The sequence below is a fragment of the Kitasatospora sp. NPDC024654 genome (assembly GCF_055559155.1).
Genome location: NZ_JBVHLF010000050.1, coordinates 1 through 18609, shown reverse-complemented (window position 1 = coordinate 18609; position 18609 = coordinate 1). Strand labels below are relative to the sequence as shown.

The 18609-nt window shown below is 74.3% G+C and carries 18 protein-coding genes; 8 read left to right on the top strand and 10 right to left on the bottom strand.

The window, feature by feature from the left end:
* Positions 1-14: 14 nt before the first annotated feature.
* Complete coding sequence (locus tag ACZ38L_RS25815; protein ID WP_465697576.1) at positions 15-662, bottom strand: phosphoribosyltransferase; 648 nt, start codon at positions 660-662, stop codon at positions 15-17.
* A 238-nt stretch (positions 663-900) separates the two neighbouring features.
* Between ACZ38L_RS25815 and ACZ38L_RS25810 the strand changes: the two genes are divergently transcribed.
* The 7 genes from ACZ38L_RS25810 to ACZ38L_RS25780 all read left to right on the top strand — a co-directional run bounded on the left by ACZ38L_RS25810 (position 901) and on the right by ACZ38L_RS25780 (position 6713).
* Entirely contained in the window at positions 901-2127 is a 1227-nt protein-coding gene (locus ACZ38L_RS25810) for a serine hydrolase domain-containing protein (protein ID WP_465697574.1), read from the top strand.
* 96 nt (positions 2128-2223) lie between these two features.
* On the top strand, positions 2224-2526 hold the full coding sequence (locus tag ACZ38L_RS25805) for an urease subunit gamma (RefSeq protein WP_465697572.1): 303 nt from the start codon (positions 2224-2226) through the stop codon (positions 2524-2526).
* 11 nt (positions 2527-2537) lie between these two features.
* A complete protein-coding gene (locus ACZ38L_RS25800; protein ID WP_465697642.1) occupies positions 2538-2849 on the top strand; it encodes an urease subunit beta in 312 nt (103 codons plus the stop codon).
* On the top strand, positions 2842-4569 hold the full coding sequence (locus tag ACZ38L_RS25795; RefSeq protein WP_465697570.1) for an urease subunit alpha: 1728 nt from the start codon (positions 2842-2844) through the stop codon (positions 4567-4569). The genes ACZ38L_RS25800 and ACZ38L_RS25795 overlap by 8 nt, the downstream gene beginning before the upstream one ends.
* Positions 4566-5234 (top strand): urease accessory protein UreF, encoded by a 669-nt coding sequence (locus ACZ38L_RS25790; RefSeq protein WP_465697568.1) that lies wholly within the window; start codon positions 4566-4568, stop codon positions 5232-5234. Before ACZ38L_RS25795 ends, ACZ38L_RS25790 begins: the two co-directional genes overlap by 4 nt.
* Positions 5224-5934 carry an urease accessory protein UreG gene (ureG, locus tag ACZ38L_RS25785; RefSeq protein ID WP_465697566.1) on the top strand — a complete coding sequence of 237 codons (711 nt, stop codon included), beginning with the start codon at positions 5224-5226 and terminating at the stop codon, positions 5932-5934. Before ACZ38L_RS25790 ends, ureG begins: the two co-directional genes overlap by 11 nt.
* A 14-nt stretch (positions 5935-5948) precedes the next feature.
* Entirely contained in the window at positions 5949-6713 is a 765-nt protein-coding gene (locus tag ACZ38L_RS25780; protein ID WP_465697564.1) for an urease accessory protein UreD, read from the top strand.
* Positions 6714-6722: 9 nt separating this feature from the next.
* Here the strand turns inward: ACZ38L_RS25780 and ACZ38L_RS25775 are convergent, their stop codons facing one another.
* The 9 genes from ACZ38L_RS25775 to ACZ38L_RS25735 form a co-directional block, all read right to left on the bottom strand.
* Positions 6723-6983 (bottom strand): hypothetical protein, encoded by a 261-nt coding sequence (locus tag ACZ38L_RS25775; RefSeq protein WP_465697562.1) that lies wholly within the window; start codon positions 6981-6983, stop codon positions 6723-6725.
* Between the two features lie 113 nt (positions 6984-7096).
* Positions 7097-8059 (bottom strand): cytochrome c oxidase assembly protein, encoded by a 963-nt coding sequence (locus ACZ38L_RS25770; protein WP_465697640.1) that lies wholly within the window; start codon positions 8057-8059, stop codon positions 7097-7099.
* Between the two features lie 235 nt (positions 8060-8294).
* Entirely contained in the window at positions 8295-9320 is a 1026-nt protein-coding gene (locus ACZ38L_RS25765) for a 6-phosphofructokinase (protein WP_465697560.1), read from the bottom strand.
* Between the two features lie 372 nt (positions 9321-9692).
* Positions 9693-10421, bottom strand: coding sequence for a type 1 glutamine amidotransferase (locus ACZ38L_RS25760; RefSeq protein WP_465697558.1), 729 nt, complete (start codon positions 10419-10421; stop codon positions 9693-9695).
* 65 nt (positions 10422-10486) lie between these two features.
* Positions 10487-11755, bottom strand: coding sequence for a MurT ligase domain-containing protein (locus tag ACZ38L_RS25755; protein ID WP_396558583.1), 1269 nt, complete (start codon positions 11753-11755; stop codon positions 10487-10489).
* Between the two features lie 255 nt (positions 11756-12010).
* Complete coding sequence (locus ACZ38L_RS25750; protein WP_465697555.1) at positions 12011-13387, bottom strand: GNAT family N-acetyltransferase; 1377 nt, start codon at positions 13385-13387, stop codon at positions 12011-12013.
* Between the two features lie 92 nt (positions 13388-13479).
* The gene (locus tag ACZ38L_RS25745) at positions 13480-14928 is read right to left on the bottom strand and encodes a pyridoxal phosphate-dependent decarboxylase family protein (RefSeq protein WP_465697553.1); all 1449 of its coding nucleotides are present in this window, start codon (positions 14926-14928) and stop codon (positions 13480-13482) included.
* A 38-nt stretch (positions 14929-14966) separates the two neighbouring features.
* Positions 14967-15602 carry a TetR/AcrR family transcriptional regulator gene (locus tag ACZ38L_RS25740; protein ID WP_465697551.1) on the bottom strand — a complete coding sequence of 212 codons (636 nt, stop codon included), beginning with the start codon at positions 15600-15602 and terminating at the stop codon, positions 14967-14969.
* Between the two features lie 31 nt (positions 15603-15633).
* Positions 15634-16950, bottom strand: a complete 1317-nt coding sequence (locus tag ACZ38L_RS25735; RefSeq protein ID WP_465697549.1) for an MFS transporter — start codon at positions 16948-16950, stop codon at positions 15634-15636.
* Positions 16951-17202: 252 nt separating this feature from the next.
* Here ACZ38L_RS25735 and ACZ38L_RS25730 point away from each other — a divergent pair, with 252 nt between their 5' ends.
* The gene (locus ACZ38L_RS25730; protein WP_465697547.1) at positions 17203-18222 is read left to right on the top strand and encodes a PP2C family protein-serine/threonine phosphatase; all 1020 of its coding nucleotides are present in this window, start codon (positions 17203-17205) and stop codon (positions 18220-18222) included.
* Positions 18223-18609 lie beyond the last annotated feature (387 nt).

Genomic DNA, 18609 nt, shown 5'->3' with positions numbered 1-18609 from the left:
ACTCGTCGGGCCCGCTACCCGGCGGCGGCGCGGGCCGTGCTGAGCAGGCTCCGTACCTCCTCGTCGCTGGTCTGGTCGAAGTCCTCGTAGAACTGCCCGACCGCGTAGAAGCCGGGCGGGGCGGCCAGGCAGACCAGGTCGTCGGCGAGCGGTCCCAGCACCCGCAGCGCCTCGGGCGCGGTGACCGGCACCGCCAGCAGCAGCTCGCCCACCTGCCGTCGCCGCAGCACGGCCATCGCGGCCCGGACGGTCGCGCCGGTCGCGATGCCGTCGTCCACCAGCACCACCGCGCGCCCGGCCGGATCGAGCGGAGGCAGCGACCCGCGCAGCCGGACCGTGCGCTCGGCCACCTCGGTGGCGGTGGCGTCGGCGAGCCGCTCGAGCTCGGCGGACGACACGCCGAGGGCCGCGATGATGTCGTGGTTGTAGAGCCGGATCCCGCCCTCGCCGACCGCGCCCATGGCCAGCTCGGGCTGGCCGGGCGCGCCGATCTTGCACACCACCAGGATGTCCAGCGACGCGCCGAGCGCCTTGGCCACCTCGGCGGCCACCGGGACGCCGCCGCGGGGCAGGCCGACCACGATCGGGTCGTCGACCGCCCAGTCGGCCACCCGCACGCCGAGCCGGCGCCCGGCATCCGTCCGATCGCGGAACACGGTCATCGTCCTCACCGCCCGCCTGATACCTCCTCCAGCCTGCCACCGGTTTCGCCGGTCCGACCAGCCGGGACCCGGAGCCGGCGGGCGGCCGGGCGGTGGGCATCGCCCGCGGGCCGGGCCGGAGCCCCGACGGGGGGTCAGGGACGATCCAGGGGTGGCTCAGGGGGATTCCGGAGCGCGCCGGCGAAGGTCGTTCGTGAAGCATCGGACCAGCACGCCCGTCCGACTCCTGGGGGACCCGATGACCAAGCCGTCTCTGCTCGCCGCCGCGGCCCTGGTGCTGCTGCCGGCCGCCGTCCTGCCCGACACCGCCTGGGCCGCCGACGGCCCCGGTACCGCGGTGCACAGCAGCGCCGCCTCCGCGCCGGCGCCCGGCCCGGACGCACCGGCCCTGCGGGCCGCGCTGGCCGCCCGCCCCGGCGAGCCGGTGGCCGGCGCACTGGGCCGGGTGGCCGAGGACGGCCGGACCTGGCGTGGCAGCACCGGCGATCTGGTCACCGGGCAGCCGGTGTCGCCCGACGCGGCGTTCCGGATCGGCAGCATCTCCAAGACCTTCACCGCCGTGGTCCTGCTCCAGCTGGCCGCCGAACACCGGATCGACCTGGACGGCACCGTCCAGCACTACCTGCCCGGGGCGATCCCCGACAGCTTCCGGCCGATCACGATCCGCCAGTTGCTCGACCACACCAGTGGCCTGCCGACGGGCACCGCCTGCGCCCCTCCGGCCACCCCCGACGAGCAGATCGCCGGGCGTTTCGGCTACCAGAGCTTCGACGAGATCATCCAGCAGACCCTGCGTCCCACCGACTGCGCGTGGCCGGGGCCGGTCTTCGCACCCGGGACGGCCCAGCAGTACAACAGCTTCGGCTACCGGGTGGCGGGTGCGGTGATCGAGCACGTCACCGGCCACTCCTACCGGCAGGAGGTGACCGCGCGGATCCTCGCCCCGCTGGGCCTGCGGCACACCCTGGTGCCGTCCGGTGACCCGGAGCTGCCCCCGTCCCACCTGCCGGGCTACTGGACGAACGGCGCGGGGCAGCCGGTCGACGTCAGTGAGGCGGGCGGCAACCCGGACTCGATGGTCTCCACCACCGGCGACCTGGACCGGTTCCTCCGCGCGCTGCTCGGCGGCGAGCTGCTGCCGCCCGCGGGGATGGCCGACCTGCTCGCGCTGCCGCGTGACCCGGCGGGGCGGTTGGTCCCCTCGGTCGACCCGACCGCCTGCCCGTTCGGCCCGGACAAGGGGCTGGCCTGCTACAGCGAGGGCCTGATGCGCGTGCCGTTGCGGGACGGCACCGTGCTGTGGGGCAAGACCGGCCACGACCTCGGCTATGCCTCCGGCATGTTCGCCACGCTCGACCTGCGGGAGAGCGCGGAGTACGCGGTGGCCGAGACCGTCACCGAGCCGGGCCTGGCGGGGCCGGCCGAGCGACTCGGGGTGACGGCGTTCGGCCCGTTCGCCCCCTGAACGGCCGTCCGTCCGCTACCGTGTCCGGCAGATCCGAACTCCCCGCGGCACAGCGCTGTGTCCGCGCCCTCTGAACTCTCCCCGAGGTGCGCGCAGATGAGGCTCACCCCCCACGAGCAGGAGCGTCTGCTCATCCACGTCGCCGCCGACGTCGCCCGGGCCCGGCGGGCCCGCGGCCTGCGGCTCAACCACCCCGAGGCGGTCGCCGTGATCACCTCGTACCTGCTGGAAGGTGCCCGGGACGGGCGCTCGGTGGCCGAACTCATGGAATCCGGACGGCGGGTGCTGACCCGCGAGGACGTGATGGACGGCATCCCCGAGATGATCCCGGACGTCCAGGTGGAGGCGACCTTCCCGGACGGTACCAAGCTGGTCACCGTGCACGGGCCGATCCTGTGACGGGCGGTTCGATCGTCCCGGGTCAGATCCTCTACGGAGAAGGCGAGTTGACCCTCAACGCCGGCCGGCCGGTGACCACCCTGCTGGTCCGCAACGCCGCCGACCGGCCGGTGCAGGTCGGCTCCCACTACCACTTCTACGAGGCCAACCCGGGGCTGGAGTTCGACCGTGCGGCCGCCTACGGCCGACGGCTCAACATCCCGGCGGGCACGGCGGTCCGCTTCGAACCGGGCATTCCGACGGAGGTCACGTTGGTCCCGATCGGCGGCCGGCGTGAGGTGCTCGGGCTGCGCGGAGCGGTCGGCGGTGCACTGGATGACTGATCGTCAGAATCCTTTGGTGGTGAGCCGGGAGCGCTACGGGGAGCTCTACGGGCCCACCGTCGGTGACCGGATCCGGCTGGCCGACACCAACCTGCTGATCGAGATCGAGGAGGACCGCTGCGCCGGCGGCGACGAGGTGGTCTTCGGCGGCGGCAAGGTGATCCGGGAGTCGATGGGCCAGGGCCGGGCCGCCCGTGCCGAGGGGGCGCCGGACACCGTGATCACCGGGGCGGTGGTGCTCGACCACTGGGGGATCGTCAAGGCGGACGTCGGGATCAGGGACGGTCGGATCGCCGCGCTCGGCAAGGCCGGCAATCCGGAGACCATGGACGGCGTCCACCCGGACCTGGTGATCGGTCCGGAGACCGAGGTGATCTCGGGCAACGGCCGGATCCTCACCGCCGGCGCGGTCGACGCCCATGTCCACTTCACCGCACCGCAGTTGGCCGATGAGGCGCTCTCCGCCGGGATCACCACGCTGATCGGCGGCGGCACCGGTCCGGCCGAGGGGACCAAGGCCACCACGGTCACCCCGGGTGGCTGGCACCTGGCCCGGATGTTCGCCGCGCTGGACGACGTGCCGGTGAACCTCGGCCTGACCGGAAAGGGCAACACCGTCAACCGGGCTGCTCTGTACGCCCAGTTGAGAGGGGGCGCGATCGGCTTCAAGATCCACGAGGACTGGGGTGCCACCCCTGCGGTGATCGACGCCTGCCTACGGGTCTGCGAGGAGAGCGGCGCCCAACTCGCGCTGCACACCGACACCCTCAACGAGGCCGGCTTCGTCGCCGACACGTTGGCCGCCATCGCCGGCCGCGGAGTGCACGCCTACCACACCGAGGGTGCCGGCGGCGGCCACGCGCCGGACATCATCAGCGTGGTCTCCGAGCTCAACATCCTGCCCAGCTCGACCAATCCGACCCGGCCGCACACGGTCAACACGGTGGACGAGCACCTCGACATGCTGATGGTCTGCCACCACCTCAGCCCGTCCGTCCCCGAGGACCTGGCCTTCGCCGAGTCCCGGATCCGGCCCAGCACGATCGCCGCCGAGGACATCCTGCACGACCTCGGTGCCATCTCGATCATCAGCTCCGACTCGCAGGCGATGGGCCGGATCGGCGAGGTGGTCAGCCGCACCTGGCAGACCGCGCACTGCATGAAGGCCCGGCGCGGCGCGCTGGCCGGTGACGGGCGGGCCGACAACCAGCGGGTCCGTCGCTACGTCGCCAAGTACACCGTCAACCCGGCCGTCGCGCACGGGATCGACCACGAGATCGGCTCGGTCGAGCCGGGCCGGCTGGCCGACCTGGTGCTCTGGAACCCGGTGTTCTTCGGGGTCAAGCCCGACCTGGTGCTCAAGGGTGGCCAGATCGCCTGGGCGCAGCTCGGCGACGCCAACGCCTCCATCCCCACCTCGCAACCGGTCATCCCCAGACCGATGTTCGGGGCGAAGGGGCGGGCGCCCGGCCGGAACTCGCTCAACTTCACCTCCTCGCTGGCGATTTCCGACCGGCTCCCGGAACGACTGGGCCTGGCCAAGGAGTTCAGGGCCATCCGGAACACCCGGGCGGTCAGCAAGGACGACATGGTGAACAACACCGCGCGGCCGGAGGTCCGGGTCGACCCGGACCGCTTCACGGTGACCATCGACGGCGAACCGGTCACCCCCGCACCCGCCACCGAACTGCCGCTCGCCCAGCGGTACTTCCTCTTTTGACCGGGTCCGCCGCGCTGCTGCTGCTCGCGGACGGCCGGTTCCCGGCCGGCGGGCACGCGCACTCGGGCGGTGCCGAGGCGGCCGTCCGCGCCGGGCTGGTGCACGACCTGCCCAGCCTGGCGGCCTTCCTCGCCGGACGGCTGCACACCACCGGCCTGACCGCCGCCGGGCTCGCGGCCGCGGCCGCGAGCGGCCTGGACCCGGCCGAGCTGGACCGCGCCGCCGACGCCCGGACCCCCTCGCCCGCGCTGCGCCTCACCTCCCGCCGGCTCGGACGGCAGCTGTTGCGCGCGGCCCGGGCCTGCTGGCCGGACCCGGCGCTGGCCCGGCTCGCCGCCGACCACCCGGGCGGTGCCCACCAGAGCGTGGTGCTCGGTCTGGCCGCTCGCGCGGCCGGTCTGGGACCGGCCGAGGCGGCCACCGCGGCCGCCCAGGAGAGCGTCAACGGACCGGCCACCGCCTGCGTCCGGCTGCTCGGCCTCGACCCGTACCAGGTCGCGGCCCTGCTGGCGCGGCTCGCCCCGGCGGTGGACACGGTGGCCGCCGCCGCACTGGAAGCCGCCGAACACGGCGATCCGGCCCGGCTGCCGGCCGCCTCCGCCCCGCTGCTCGACCTCTACGCCGAGCAGCACCGCACCTGGAAGGTGAGACTCTTTGCATCGTGACCAACCCACGGACGCGTTCGGCGCGCCGGTGGCACTGGCCGCCCCGCTGACCCTGCCCGCCCCCGGGGTGTCCGCCGAGGACGGCAGGCGGCGGGCGCTGCGGATCGGGCTGGGCGGCCCGGTCGGCTCGGGCAAGACCGCGACCGTCGCGGCGCTCTGCCGGGAGCTGCGCGCGGAGCTGTCGCTGGCCGTGGTGACCAACGACATCTACACCACCGAGGACGCCGAGTTCCTGCTGCGCAACGCGGTGCTGCCGGCCGAGCGGATCACCGCGGTGGAGACCGGCTGCTGTCCGCACACCGCGATCCGGGACGACATCTCGGCCAACCTGGAGGCGGTCGAGCTGCTGGAGGCCGCGGTCGGCCCGCTCGACCTGGTGCTGGTGGAGTCGGGCGGCGACAACCTCACCGCGACCTTCAGCCGCGGCCTGGTGGACGCGCAGATCTTCGTCATCGACGTGGCGGGCGGGGACAAGATCCCGCGCAAGGGCGGGCCCGGGGTGAGCGGCTCCGACCTGCTGGTGGTGAACAAGACCGACCTGGCCCCGCTGGTCGGCGCCGACCTCGCGGTGATGGCCCGGGACGCCGAGGCACAGCGCGGTCAGCGGCCCACGGTGTTCTGTTCGCTGGTGCGGCCGGACGGGGTGGCGCCGGTCGCGGCCTGGGTGCGGGAGCGGCTGGTCGCGTGGCGGGCGCGCTGAGGCGTGACGTCGAGGTGACCCCGCCTCCGGACCCGGGGCTCACCGCGCAGGCCCGGATCGTGGCCCGCCGGGACGGGCACGGCGCCACCGTGCTGCCGGTGCTGGCCGGGCGCGGCGCGCTGGCGGTCCGCCGGCTGCGCGGTGGGCCACGGGCGGAGGTGGCGCTGGTCGGCGCGATGGCCGCGCCGCTCGGCGGCGACCGGCTGGCGGTCGCGGTGCGGGTCGAGCCGGGTGCGCGACTGCGGGTGACCAGCGTGGCGGCCACCGTCAGCCTGCCCGGGGCCGGGCCCGAGCCCGCCCACTACGACGTCGACCTGCGGGTGGGGGAGGGGGCCGAGCTGGACTGGCTGCCGGAGCCGGTGGTCGCGGCGGCCGGCAGCAGGCTGCTGCTGCGCACCCAGATCACCCTGGCCGCCGGCGCCCGGCTGCGCTTCCGGGAGGAGCAGGTGCTCGGGCGGCAGCACGACTGGGCGGTGCACGGCGCGCCCGGGCGGCTCACCTCGCGGCTGACGGTCTGCCAGGACGCCCTGACCGTCCTCGACCAGCAGACCGACCTGGGACCGGGCGCGCCGGGCTGGGACGGTCCCGCGGTGCTCGGCGGACGGCACGCGCTGGGCCAGCTGCTCTCGGTCGGCCTCCCGCTGGCGCCCGCCGAGCAGCGGGCCGGTCCCGCTGCGGGGGAGTGCGCGCTGCTCGACCTCCCCGGCCACGCGGCCCGGCAACTGGTGGCGCTGGCTCCGGACGCCCTGGCCCTGCGCGCCATGCTGGGGCCTGTCTGACGGCTCGGCTCAGCCGGTGTGGGTGTACTGGTCGGTCGCCATCGCCGGGCTGGTCCCGCCCACCGAGGACCAGCTGACGGCCATGTCGCCCGTGCCGTCGGACTGGAGCGGGTAGCTGCCGCCGAGCGGGACCGCCAGGTCCGGGCCGTCGACCGCGGTCACGGCGCCGGCCCCCGGACCGCCGGCCGGCGCGGCCGCCGTGGCCGGGGCCGCCAGCGCGCCGCAGACGAGTGGGAACAGGCCGGTGATGGTGAGGAGGGATTTCTTCATGGCGGCACACCTTGTCCACCGGGCGCCGCCGCACACCCCGGTCTCCGGCCCCGAAGCACCGGATCCCGTCCACCGCGGGTGGTGGACGGGATCCGGTGGGGAGGAGCTTCGGCTCAGCCGGCCTGGGCCGGGCGGTTGCCGCGCTTCTCCAACGAGGCCAGGTAGGCGTTGTAGGCGTTCAGCTCGGCGTCGCCGTCCCGATCGGCCGCCCGGTCGGTCCGTTTGGCCGAGCGCTCCTCGGACTTGGCCCACTGGAACACCAGGGCGATCAGCACCACCGCGGTCGGGATCTCGCCGAAAGCCCAGGTGATCCCGCCGGCCATCTTCTGGTCGGCCATCAGATCGGTGCCGGGCGGTGCGCCGGCCGCGGTGAAGGTGGTGACCAGCGGGCTGGTCGCCATCATCACGGCCACCCCGAAGAAGGCGTGGAACGGCATCCCCATGAAGAGCTCGATGATCCGCATCACGTGGCCGGGTCGGTGCGGGCCGGGGTCGACGCCCATGATCGGCCAGAAGAAGAGCAGGCCGACCGCCAGGAAGTGCACCATCATCGCGACGTGGCCGAGCTGCGACCGCATCAGGAAGTCGAAGAGCGGGGTGAAGTAGAGGCCGTAGAGGCTGGCGATGAAGAGCGGGATGGTGAACGCCGGATGCGAGATCACCTTGACGTAGCGGCTGTGCAGCAGCGCCACCAGCAGCTCGCGCGGCCCGCGCGGGCGGCCCTTGCCGGCCGGGCGCAGCGAGCGCAGCGCCAGTGTGATCGGCGCGCCGAGCAGCAGCAGGATCGGCGCCAGCATGCTGAGCGCCATGTGCTGGATCATGTGGGCGCTGAACAGCGCCATGCCGTACTCGTTCAGGCCGGAGCAGGTGATGAAGACGATGCTGGCCACGCCGGCCACCCAGGCCACCGAACGGCCCACCGGCCAGCGGTCGCCGCGGCGCACCAGCCGGACCACGCCCGCGCCGTACAGGCCGAGCGCCAGCAGGCAGCCCAGCAGGAACGGCCAGTCGGGTGACCAGGTGAGCACCGAGGAGAGGGTGAACCGCGCGAGGCCCTCCCCCCCGTGGTGGTGCATCCCCGCCATGCCGTCCATTGGCCGCCCCGCTCTCCTTGTTGCCGGCGGACGGACCGCACCCTGGTCCGGTTCGTCCGAATTTCTTCGGGTCCACACTACGGGCGGGCCGGCGCCCGGCTGCGCCCACCCCCCGGTTTCCCGGACCCGTTTCCCCGGGGAAACGCGACGGGGAAACGCGACGGGGAAACGCGACCGCCCCGCCGGAGCGGCGGGGCGGTGCGGAAGCGGTGCGGTGTCAGATGACCGTCTCGGCCTCGACGTACCGCTCGGCGGGCACGGTCTTCAGGTCGGCCACCGCCTCGCCCAGCGGCACCAGGTTGATCTGGGTGCCGTGCAGCGCGGTGATGTGCCCGAAGGCGCCCTTGTGCACGGCCTCGACGGCGTGCCAGCCGAACCGGGTGGCGAGCACCCGGTCGTAGGCGGTCGGGGTGCCGCCGCGCTGGGTGTGGCCGAGGATCACCGGGCGGGCCTCCTTGCCCAGCCGGTGCTCCAGCTCGCGGGAGAGCTGGGTGGCGATCCCGGTGAACCGCTCGTGCCCGTAGATGTCCCTGGTGCCCTCTTCCCAGGGCATGGTGCCCGGCTCGGGCTTGGCGCCTTCGGCGCAGACCACGATGGCGAACTTCTTCTGCCGCTCGAAGCGCTCCCGGACCACCTCGGTGAGCCTGTCGATGTGGAACGGGCGCTCGGGCACCACGATCGCGTGGGCGCCGGCGGCCATGCCCGCGTTGAGCGCGATCCAGCCGGTGTGCCGGCCCATCACCTCGACCACCATGACCCGCTGGTGCGACTCGGCGGTGGTCTTCAGCCGGTCCAGCGCGTCGGTGGCCACCGAGACCGCGGTGTCGAAGCCGAAGGTGACGTCGGTGCACGCGATGTCGTTGTCGATGGTCTTCGGCACGCCGACCACCGGCAGGCCGCCGTCGCTCATCAGCTTGGCGGCCTTCAGGGTGCCCTCGCCGCCGATCGGTATCACCGCGTCGATTCCGAGGTCGGCGCAGTACTTCTTGGCCCGCTCCACGCCGTCCCGCAGGTGGCTGGGCTGGACCCGGGACGAGCCCAGGATGGTGCCGCCCTGGGCCAGGATGCCGCCGACCGAGTCGAGGGTCAGCGGGCGGTGGGCGCCTTCGAGGAGGCCGCGCCAGCCGTCCTGGAAGCCGATGATCTCGTCGCCGTGGTCGACCACACCCCGGTGGACCACGGAGCGGATCACGGCGTTCAGGCCGGGGCAGTCGCCGCCGCTGGTCAGCACACCAATACGCATCGTCTTTTGCAACTCCCCTGGGGGCACCTCCCAGCCGCCAGGCTGGGGGAAGAACCGGACGGCCGGACTACCACCTGCGAACCACCTGCCCGGCACCCCGGTACGGCGTCCGCGCGAGGGCGGGCGGCTGACCGCGGAGTGACGGCAAGGGGTGGGCTCGGACATCGGCGTCCGAACCCGATCATAGCGGCCCCCGCCTCCGGCCGGGCGGGAGCAGGCGCGGGGGCGGCGTCGTCGGCGCGCCCGCGCGGGTATGCAGCCGGTTGCCGAGGAGGGTGTGCATCCGACGGTTCTTATTGTCCAACTTTCGCCCCGGAGCGGCCCCCGCCGCCAGATGCTGGACAGATCCGGCGGCGGGGACGGGGTGGCGGGTCAGGCGGGCTGGCGAGCGGCGGCGATCCGCTCCGCGCGCAGCGCGTCGTACCAGGTGGTGTCCGCCGGCGGCAGCGCGTTGACGTCCAGCGCCAGCTTGATCAGCAGGTCGGCGAAGGCGGGGTTGCGGGCCATCACCGGGCCGTGCAGGTAGGTGCCGAAGACGGTGTCCCGCCAGGCGCCCTCGGTCCCGTTGCCGTCGCCGTTGCCACCGCCCGCGGTGACCTGGGCCAGCGGCATGACGCCCTGGCCGAGGTGGGTGACGCCCTGGTGGTTCTCGAAGCCGGTCAGGGTCGGCAGGCCGAGCCGGGGGTCCGGCTCGGCGAGCACGTCGCCGACACTGCGGGCACCCTCGCCGCGGGTGGACCAGACGTCCAGCAGGCCCAGGCCCGGCTCGCGCTGGCCCAGGTCGTTGATGAACTCGTGGCCGAGGATCTGGTAGCCGGCACAGACCGAGAAGACGATCGCGCCGTTGTCCACCGCGCGGTGCAGGCCGGAGTCCTGCCGCAGCCGCTCGGCGGCCAGCCGCTGCGGGCGGTCCTCGCCACCGCCGATCAGGTAGATGTCGCCACTGCTCGGCACCGGCTGGTCGGAGCGGACGTCGATCCGCTGGACGTTCAGCCCGCGCTGACGAGCCCGCCGCTCGACCACCAGGGCGTTGCCCCGGTCGCCGTAGGTGCTGAGCAGGTCCGGGTAGACCCAGACCAGCCGCAGGCTGCTGTCGTTCATCCTCGGAGGCCTTCCGTAGTGCTGCTGCTGCTGCGGGTTGTATCCGGGGGGAGGAGGCATGGTCATCAGCCCGCCACCACCTTTCGCAGCTGCTGGAACGCCGTGTAGTTGGCGATCGCCTCGATCCGGCCGGGCGGTGCCATCCGGACCGCCTCCTCCAGCGAGTCGACCACGTGGAACTGGAGGCCCGCGACCTCCAGGCGGACCGCGAGGTCCAGCTTGCGCTGGCCCATCACGAAGACCGGGTGCCCGGCGAGACGCTCGTAGTCGACGTCCCAGAGCCAGGAGGTGTCGGTGCCGTCGGCGTCGAGCGCGTTGACCGAGAGGATCACCGGTGCCGGCGGGCCGTCGATCAGCGAGAAGGTCTCCAACCAGCCGGCCGGGTTCTTGGCCAGCAGCAGCCGGACGTCGCGGCCCTGGTAGCTGACCACGTCGTAGCGGCCGGCGACCGCGGCCACCGACTGCATGCGCTCCAGCGCGACCTGCGGCGGCACGCCGAAGACCGCGGCCACCGCCGCCGAGCTGGTGGCGTTGGCGAGGTTCGCGCGGCCGGGCAACTGCAGCTGGATCGGCCAGGCGGAGCCGTTGGGGTCGATCACGTGGGTGCCCTGGAGCGCCCAGTGGGGCTGCGGGCGGCGGAAGCCGCACTCCTGGCAGTACCAGTCGTCGCCGGGGCGCTGCATCACGCCACCGCAGGACGGGCACGACCAGGCGTCCTCCTTCCAGGCCTGCCCGGCGGCCACCCAGACCACCCGGCGGCAGGAGGAGGCGGCCCAGGTCACCAGCGGGTCGTCCGCGTTGGCGATGATCACGGCCTCGGTGTTCTGCAGCCCCTCGCGCCAGCGCTCGGCGAGCATCCGGGTCTCGGCGGCCCGGTCCAGCTGGTCGCGCGAGAGGTTCAGCAGCGCTATGGCCTTCGGGCTGGTGTCGCGGGCCACGCCGGCCAGGTACTTCTCGTCGACCTCGATCACGCCGTAGCGGGCCTCGCCGCCACCGGCGAGCGCGGCGGTGATGCCGGCCGGCATGTTGGCGCCGAGCGCGTTGGAGACCACCGGGCCGGCGGCGCGCAGCGCCTCGGCGATCAGCCGGGTGGTGGTGGTCTTGCCGTTGGTCGCGCTGACCAGGACCACGTCCAGGTGGTCGGCGAGCCGGGCCAGCAGGTCGGGGTCGAGCTTGAGGGCGACCTTGCCGCCGATCACCGAGCCGCTGCCGCGGCCGACCGTCCGCGAGGCGGCGGCGGCCATCTTGCCCGCGGTGACGGCGAGCTTGCTGCGGGCGGGCAGTGAGGAGTCGCGCGAGCCGGTGGCTGCGGCCTCCGATCCGGTGCCTGGCATGCTCAGGAGTTCCTCCTCATTGCTGACGACCCCCCTCCGGCCAGGTCTGCGGGCCGTCGGGCGGCAGGGACGGGGTCAGCCTAACGGCTCCGTCGCACCGGGCCGAGCCACGGCCCCCTCCGCGGCCTGCGCGGTCCGTGCTCTGACGGAGCTTTGACCAGGCCCGGAGCCGCCCGGGGAACGGTACCGGACCGCCCCCCGGCGGCCCCGGACGGCCCCGCGCGGCCCTGCCACGGACGGCTCGGGCCGGATGGCTCAGGAGCGTCCCGGCACCGACGGCCACGGGTTGGGCAGCTGGGTGGCCGCGCCGGCCAGGTGCCCGGTGATCACCAGGGTGCCGTGTTCCACCTGGTAGTCCAACGGGATCTCCAGCCGCCGCATCGCGCCGATCAGCGCGGTGTTGCCGGCCTGGGTGACCGCGTAGACGGTGGCCACACCGGCCTCGGCGGCCAGTGCGGCCGTCCGGCGCAGCAGGTCGAGCCCGAGGCCCCGGCGCTGCCACTCGTCCTCGACCAGCACCGCCAGCTCGGCGCTGTCGTCGTCCCACATCAGGTGCGCGAGCGCGACCAGCCGTCCGTCGGTGGTCTCCACGGCCAGGGTCTGGCCGTGCCGGGGGTCGAGCAGGTGGGCGAGGTAGCGGTCGGCATCGGCCACCGGCCCGTGGTAGCGGCGGCGCAGCGTGGCCGGCGAGCAGCGATGGTGCATGGCCAGCGCGGCGGCCCGGTCGGTGGGGTCCGCCCGGCGGACGGTCAGGTCGGTGCCGGCCGGCAGCCGCAGCCGGTCCTCGACCTTGGGCACCCGCGGGCCGAGCACCGCGTCCAGCCCGACCAGGGCCTTGGCCCGGGCGAACTCGGTCGGGGTGAAAGGCAGTTGCGGGCGGGAGAGCTCGATCAGCTCGCCACCCGGGGTGGGCAGCCGCATCACGTGCCCGGCCAGCGTCGGCGCCGTCCGCTCGCCGCCCCGGCCCGGCGACTGCCGGATCGTGCACTGGCCGAACAACTGGCGTAGCGCGACCGGGAGTTCGGCGGCATCCAGGGCGGTCCGGGTGGCCAGGCCGAGCACGTGGGTGGGCACGTCCACCAGGTCGTGCGCGTCGGCCTGGTCGGTCCAGATCTCCCGCCCGCCGGCCCCGGCCACCGCGGCGGCCAGCAGTGAGCGGGGCAGTGAGCCGGGGGCGCGAAGCAGGAACTCGTCGACGGTGGCGTCGGGCAGCGGGTGGGTCTGCAGGGAGATGATGCTGACCCGCAGCTCGGCCAGCGCGGCGCAGACCGTGGCCAGGCTGCCCGGGGCGTCCGAGACGGTGGCCCGCAACCGCCACAGCCGGGTCTGCCGGGGCAGCCCGTCCGGGTCGTCCACCGCGGCGGGGACGGCCGGCGGGTCCGGTGGGCCGTGCGGGTGGCGCTGGGCCCACCAGGCGTGGCCGAGCGCGGTGGCCAGCAGGGCGGCGGCCGAGGCGACCAGCACCAGCGGGCCGTCGTGGCCGTGCACCACCACGTTGGCCACCAGGTCGGCGGTGCAGACGGCGAGGAAGACCGCGGCGAGCTCGACGGTCGCCCGCCGCCAGTGCTCCGCTCTGCGGTGGCGACGCTCGGCACGGGAGGGCTGGGTGGACGACGAGACGAGTTCGGTCATGCCACCACGATGCCGCCCGGGTGTTTCACGATCACGAATCCGCCGTGACCGGGCGGTAAAAGTCTGCGCGCCGGGTGAACAGCGGGTTCTGTTCAGGGGGTCGGGTGACCGCCTGTCAGATCGGCTGCGGCGGCGCGTACTTCGGCCAGCAGCAGGTCCAGGTCGGCCTCGCTCGTGGCGGCGTTGAGCAGGCAGGCCCGGACCGCCTCCCGGCCGTCCAGCAATGTCCCCGTCACAAAGGCCCGGCCGCGGCGCTGGACGGCGAGCGGCAGCGCCGCGTTGAGTGCGTCCAGCCGGTCCTCGGGCAGCCGCGCCGGGCGGGCCCGGAAGGCCACGATCGAAGTCTCCACCGGGGCCAGCAGCTCCAGCTCGGGATCGGCCGCGACCAGCCCGCCCAGCCGGCGGGCCAGCCGGGTGCAGTGCGCGACGTCGGCGGCCAGCCCGTCCCGACCGCGGTGGGCGATGGTCGCCCAGACCTTCAGCGCGCGGAACGGGCGGGTCTGCTCGACGCCGTACTCGGAGAACCAGCCGAGGCCGTCCCCGGCCTCGTCCTCCTCGTCGCGCAGGTAGGACGGCACCAGGCTGAAGGTCGCCCGCAGCCGCCCGGCGTCCCGGACCAGCGCGCAGCCGCAGTCCACCGGCACGCCGAGCCACTTGTGCGGGTCCAGTGCCAGCGAGTCGGCCCGCTCCAGGCCGGCGTAGCGGTGCGCGATGGCCGGGTCGAGCCGACCGAAGGCGCCGTACGCGCCGTCCACGTGCAGCCAGAGGTCCTGCTCGACGCAGAGGTCGGCGATCTCCTCGAACGGGTCGAGTGCGCCGGTGTTCACCGTGCCGGCGGAGGCGACCACCAGGAAGGGCAGCAGTCCGGCCGCCCGGTCCGCCGCCACCGCGGCGCGCAGCGCGGCCACGTCGAGGAGGCCAGCGGCGTCGGTGGCCACCGTGCGCAGCCGGCGGCTGCCCAGGCCGAGCAGCTCGACGGCCTTCCGCACGCAGGAGTGGGTCTCCCCGGTGGCGTACGCGACCAGCGGGGGCAGCCCGGACAGGCCGTCGGCCCGCGGGTCCACCCCGGCCCGCTCGGCGGCCCGGCCGCGGGCGGCGGCCAGACAGACGATGGTCGCCATCGAGGTGCCGGAGGTGAGCAGGCCGCCGCCGGGGACGTGGGGGAACCCGGCCAGCTCGGCGATCCAGCGCACCACCGCCCGCTCCAGGTGGACGTCCGCGTGGTCGCCGCCGGCCGAGCTGGGGTTCATCGCGGCGGCCGCCAGGGTGGCCAGTACCCCGGCCGGCGCGGGGGCCGAGTTGACCCAGCCGAAGAACCGCGGGTGCCCGTTGCCCATCGGCGCGGTCAGCACCTCGGCGCCGATCGCCTCGACCAGCTCCGCCAGCCCGCGCCCGTCGCGGGGCAGCGGGGCGTCCAGCAGCGCGCGCCGGGCCGCCGGGTCCATCGGCTGCCAGACCGGACGCTCGGGCACCGCGGCCAGGTAGTCGGCCACCAGGTCGGCGGCGAGGTGGGCGGCGGCGCGGAAGGGCTGGTCGGACATGCGGGTGATCGTACTGCTGGCCGGTCCGGCCGGGGGGACTACTCGGGGGCGGCGGTCTCCCGGGAGACGCCACCGCCGTCCGAGCCCCGGGGCAGGGGGCGGGCGAGGGCGGCGTCGACCAGGACGGCGGCGGCCGCGCGGGCCGTGGCGGAGGCGGACGGATCGCCGTCCATCCGGGCGGACAGTCCGGCACCGTCGTAGAGCAGGTGCAGCTGCCAGCCCAGGGCCCGCGGATCGGCCGCCCCGGCCTGCTCGGCCAGGTCGGTGAAGAGGCCGCGCAGCCAGCCGCGGTGGGCGGCGGCGGTCTGCTCGGTCACGTCGCCGGGCCGGGCCTCCGCGGTGGCGCTGGCGAACGGGCAGCCGTGGTAGCCGGGCTGGGCGAACAGCTCGGCCTGGGCGTCGAACACCCCCAGCAGGCGTTCGCGCGGCGTCCCGCAGCGCTCCAGCGCCCGGGTGATGCGCTCGACGGCGGCCGCGTGGCGGGCCTCCAGGTAGGCGCGGATCAGTCCGTCCTTGCTGCCGAAGGCGTTGTAGAGCGAGGCCTTGGCCACTCCGGCGTGCTCGATCACCCGGTCGATGCCCACGCTGCGCACGCCCTCGTCGTAGAACAGCTCGTCGGCGGCGGCCAGCAGGCGCTCCCGCGCCGAGGGCTTGGCCAGGCTCTTCGTGACCATCACGAGGACCACCTTCCTTAGACAGACCTGTCTATTCTATGCCTTCGGGTCGAAGGGTGGGGATGCTACCGGTCCGGGTGCGCAGCAGGCCGACCAGAGCCAGCCCGGCGAGCAGGATCAGTGCGAGGCCGTACTGGCGGGTGGTGGTGATCAGCCCGCCGCCGTGCACCACCAGGTACCCGGCGGCCACCGCGGGCAGGCCCATGCCCAGGTAGGAGACCACGTAGAGCAGCGACAGCAGGCCGGAGCGCTCGTGCGCGGCCGCCCGCGGCACCACGGTCCGGATGCCGCCCTGGAAGCCGCTGCCGAAGCCGACCCCGCTGATCGCGGTGCCGGCGAAGAAGGCGGCCGGGGACTTGGTGGCCAGGGCGATCAGTGTGACGGTCACGCCGACGATCAGCGCGAGGATGCCGGTCAGCATCACCGACCGGGCCGGCGCGGCGCGCAGGACGGCGACCGACACCACCGCGGCCGCGGCGAGGGTGAACAGGCTCAGCCCGCCCGTCACCACGTTGCCGGACCCGGTCAGGACGTGCACCAGGGCCGGGCCGAGGGCGCCGTAGAGCCCGGCCAGCGCCCAGACGGCGAACAGCACCGGCGTGGCGGCCAGCACCGGGCCGCGCAGCGCACGCGGCAGCCGGATCTCCGGCAGCAGGGTCGACAGCGCTCCGGGGGTCCGGGTCACCGTCTCGCGCAGCAGGGCGACGCCGACCGCCTGCACCGCGAAGACGCCCAGCAGGGCGAGGTAGATCAGGTGGGTGGGGGCGGGCAGGTAGCGCACCGTCAGTGCCGAGAGCAGGGCGCCGCTCGCGGTGCCCATCCCGGGGGCGAGCGCGTTCGCGAAGGTGCCGAGCTCGCGGTCCTCGTCCAGCATCGCCGCGCCGATCGCGCCGAGCGCCGCGCCGGTGGCCAGGCCCTGCATCACCCGGGCGGCCAGCAGGGCGCCGACGCCGCCGGCGGTGGCGAAGACCACCATCGAGACGGCCTGCACCGCGAGGGCGACCAGCAGCACCGGCCGGCGCCCGACGTGGTCCGAGAGCTTGCCCAGGGTCAGCAGTGCCGCGAGCACCGCGACCGCGTAGACGCCGAACACCACCGTGGTGGTGATCGGGGTGAAGCCCCAGTGCGCCTGGTAGGTCGCGTACAGCGGCGTCGGAGCGCTGGACGCCGCCAGCAGTCCCACGATCAGTGACGCCAGCAGGTACACCGCCGGGCGCCCGGTCAGCCGCCGACCGCGCCGCGGTCGTGTCGCGGCGGGTTCCGCCGGGCGGTGGGTCGGGGCCGCGTCGGGTATCGGGATGATGCCGGCCCCCGCCGCGCCCTGGATGGCGCCGCCGTGCTCAGTCATGAACTTCCCCAAGCCTTTGATTAGACCTGTCTGTCTACCTCGAAAGTCTAGACAGACAGGTCTAATCAGTCAAGCGGGTCGAAGAAAGGGTGCGGCCGGGGAGCGCTGTCGCGGGCGGGTGGCCGAGGATTGACTGTGAAGGGGAACAGCTCGGTGGGGGCGAGTGGGAAGGGCGGCGCGGTGGCTGGCGTCTTCAGTCGGGAAGTGTGGCGTCCACACCCGCTTCTGCCCCGGTGGTCGCGCAGGTTCACGGTGGGCGGCTTCGTGCTGGTCGCGCTGGCCGTGGCGGCGGATTTCGGCACCGGGCCCGGCATCACGTTCGCCCCGGTCCTCGCCGCTCTTCCGGTGCTGGCGGGCACGGGGACCCGCCGGCCCACCCGCCCGTTGCTGGCCGGGGCGCTGGCCACCGCCGTCGTCGCCGGGCTGGCGCTGTACGACGTCGGCGTGCCCGCGGTCGTCATGGCGACCGCGGCGGTCACGGTGGTCGTGGTCACCTTCTTCACCTGTGCCAACGTCGAGGCGGTGGCGGCCCAGGAGCGGGAGCTGGTCAGGGTCCGCACGGTCGCCGAGGCGGCGCAGCGGGCGCTGCTGCGCCTGGTGCCGCGACGCATGGGGCCGCTGGTGGTCGCGGTGCGCTACGTGGCGGCCGAGGCCGAGGCGCGGATCGGCGGGGATCTCTACGAGGTGATGCGGACCCCGTTCGGGGTGCGGCTGTTCGTGGGTGACGTGTGCGGCAAGGGGCTGGGTGCGGTGGAGACCGCCGCCGACGTGCTCGGGGTGTTCCGGGAGGCCGCGCGGGCCGAACCGGATCTGACGGAAGTCGCCCGGCGGCTGGACTCCGCGCTGGCCCGCCGTCCGGCGAGCGAGGAGTTCGTGACGGCGGTGCTGGTCGGGATCCCGGACACCCCGGGTCCGGCGGTGGTGGTCAACTGCGGGCATCCGCCACCGCTGCTCTGCCATGCGGGGGAGGTCAGCGAGGTGCGGCCGCCCGTCGACGCGCCGCCGCTGGCGCTGCTGGGCCTGGTCGGCGGGGGCTACCGCGCCCGGTCGCTGGCCTTCGAGCGCGGTGACCTGCTGCTGCTCTACACGGACGGCGTGGCCGAGGCCCGGAACGCGGCCGACCGGTTCTACCCGCTCGCCCAGCGCCTGGCCGTCCTGCCACACGCCGAGCCGGAGGCCCTGCTGGACGAGCTGCTGGTGGACGTCCGGGCGTACGTCGGCTGCGGGCTGACGGACGACGCGGCCCTGCTCGCGGTTCGCCGGGAACGGTGACCTCAATACCGCACGCAAACACCCGTAAATGAACAGAAAACGGACATCGGGGGTGGGATGTCCAGTGACGGTGCCCACAGCCGTTCCAAGTCCACTACCGGCGATAGTGGACTTCTCCCGGCACCCCGTCAGCTCCTCGCACCGCGCGGGCGGCGCCTCTCGCGCCCGGCGCCGCCACCTTGGGTGTTTGCGCAGGCCAGTGGCCATGTATCGGCATTCGGGCGAGTTTCCCGAAATGGAGGTTTCGCCCGTTTTGTCCCGGGTACCGGCGTGCCCACTCGCCACCCCCGCGCCCCGCGACCTACGACCGGCCATCGTTTCAGCGCCCCTTGGAGCCCACCCCGAGGCCCGCTAACAATGGCCAGGTCGCCAGATGCGGCAGCGGGA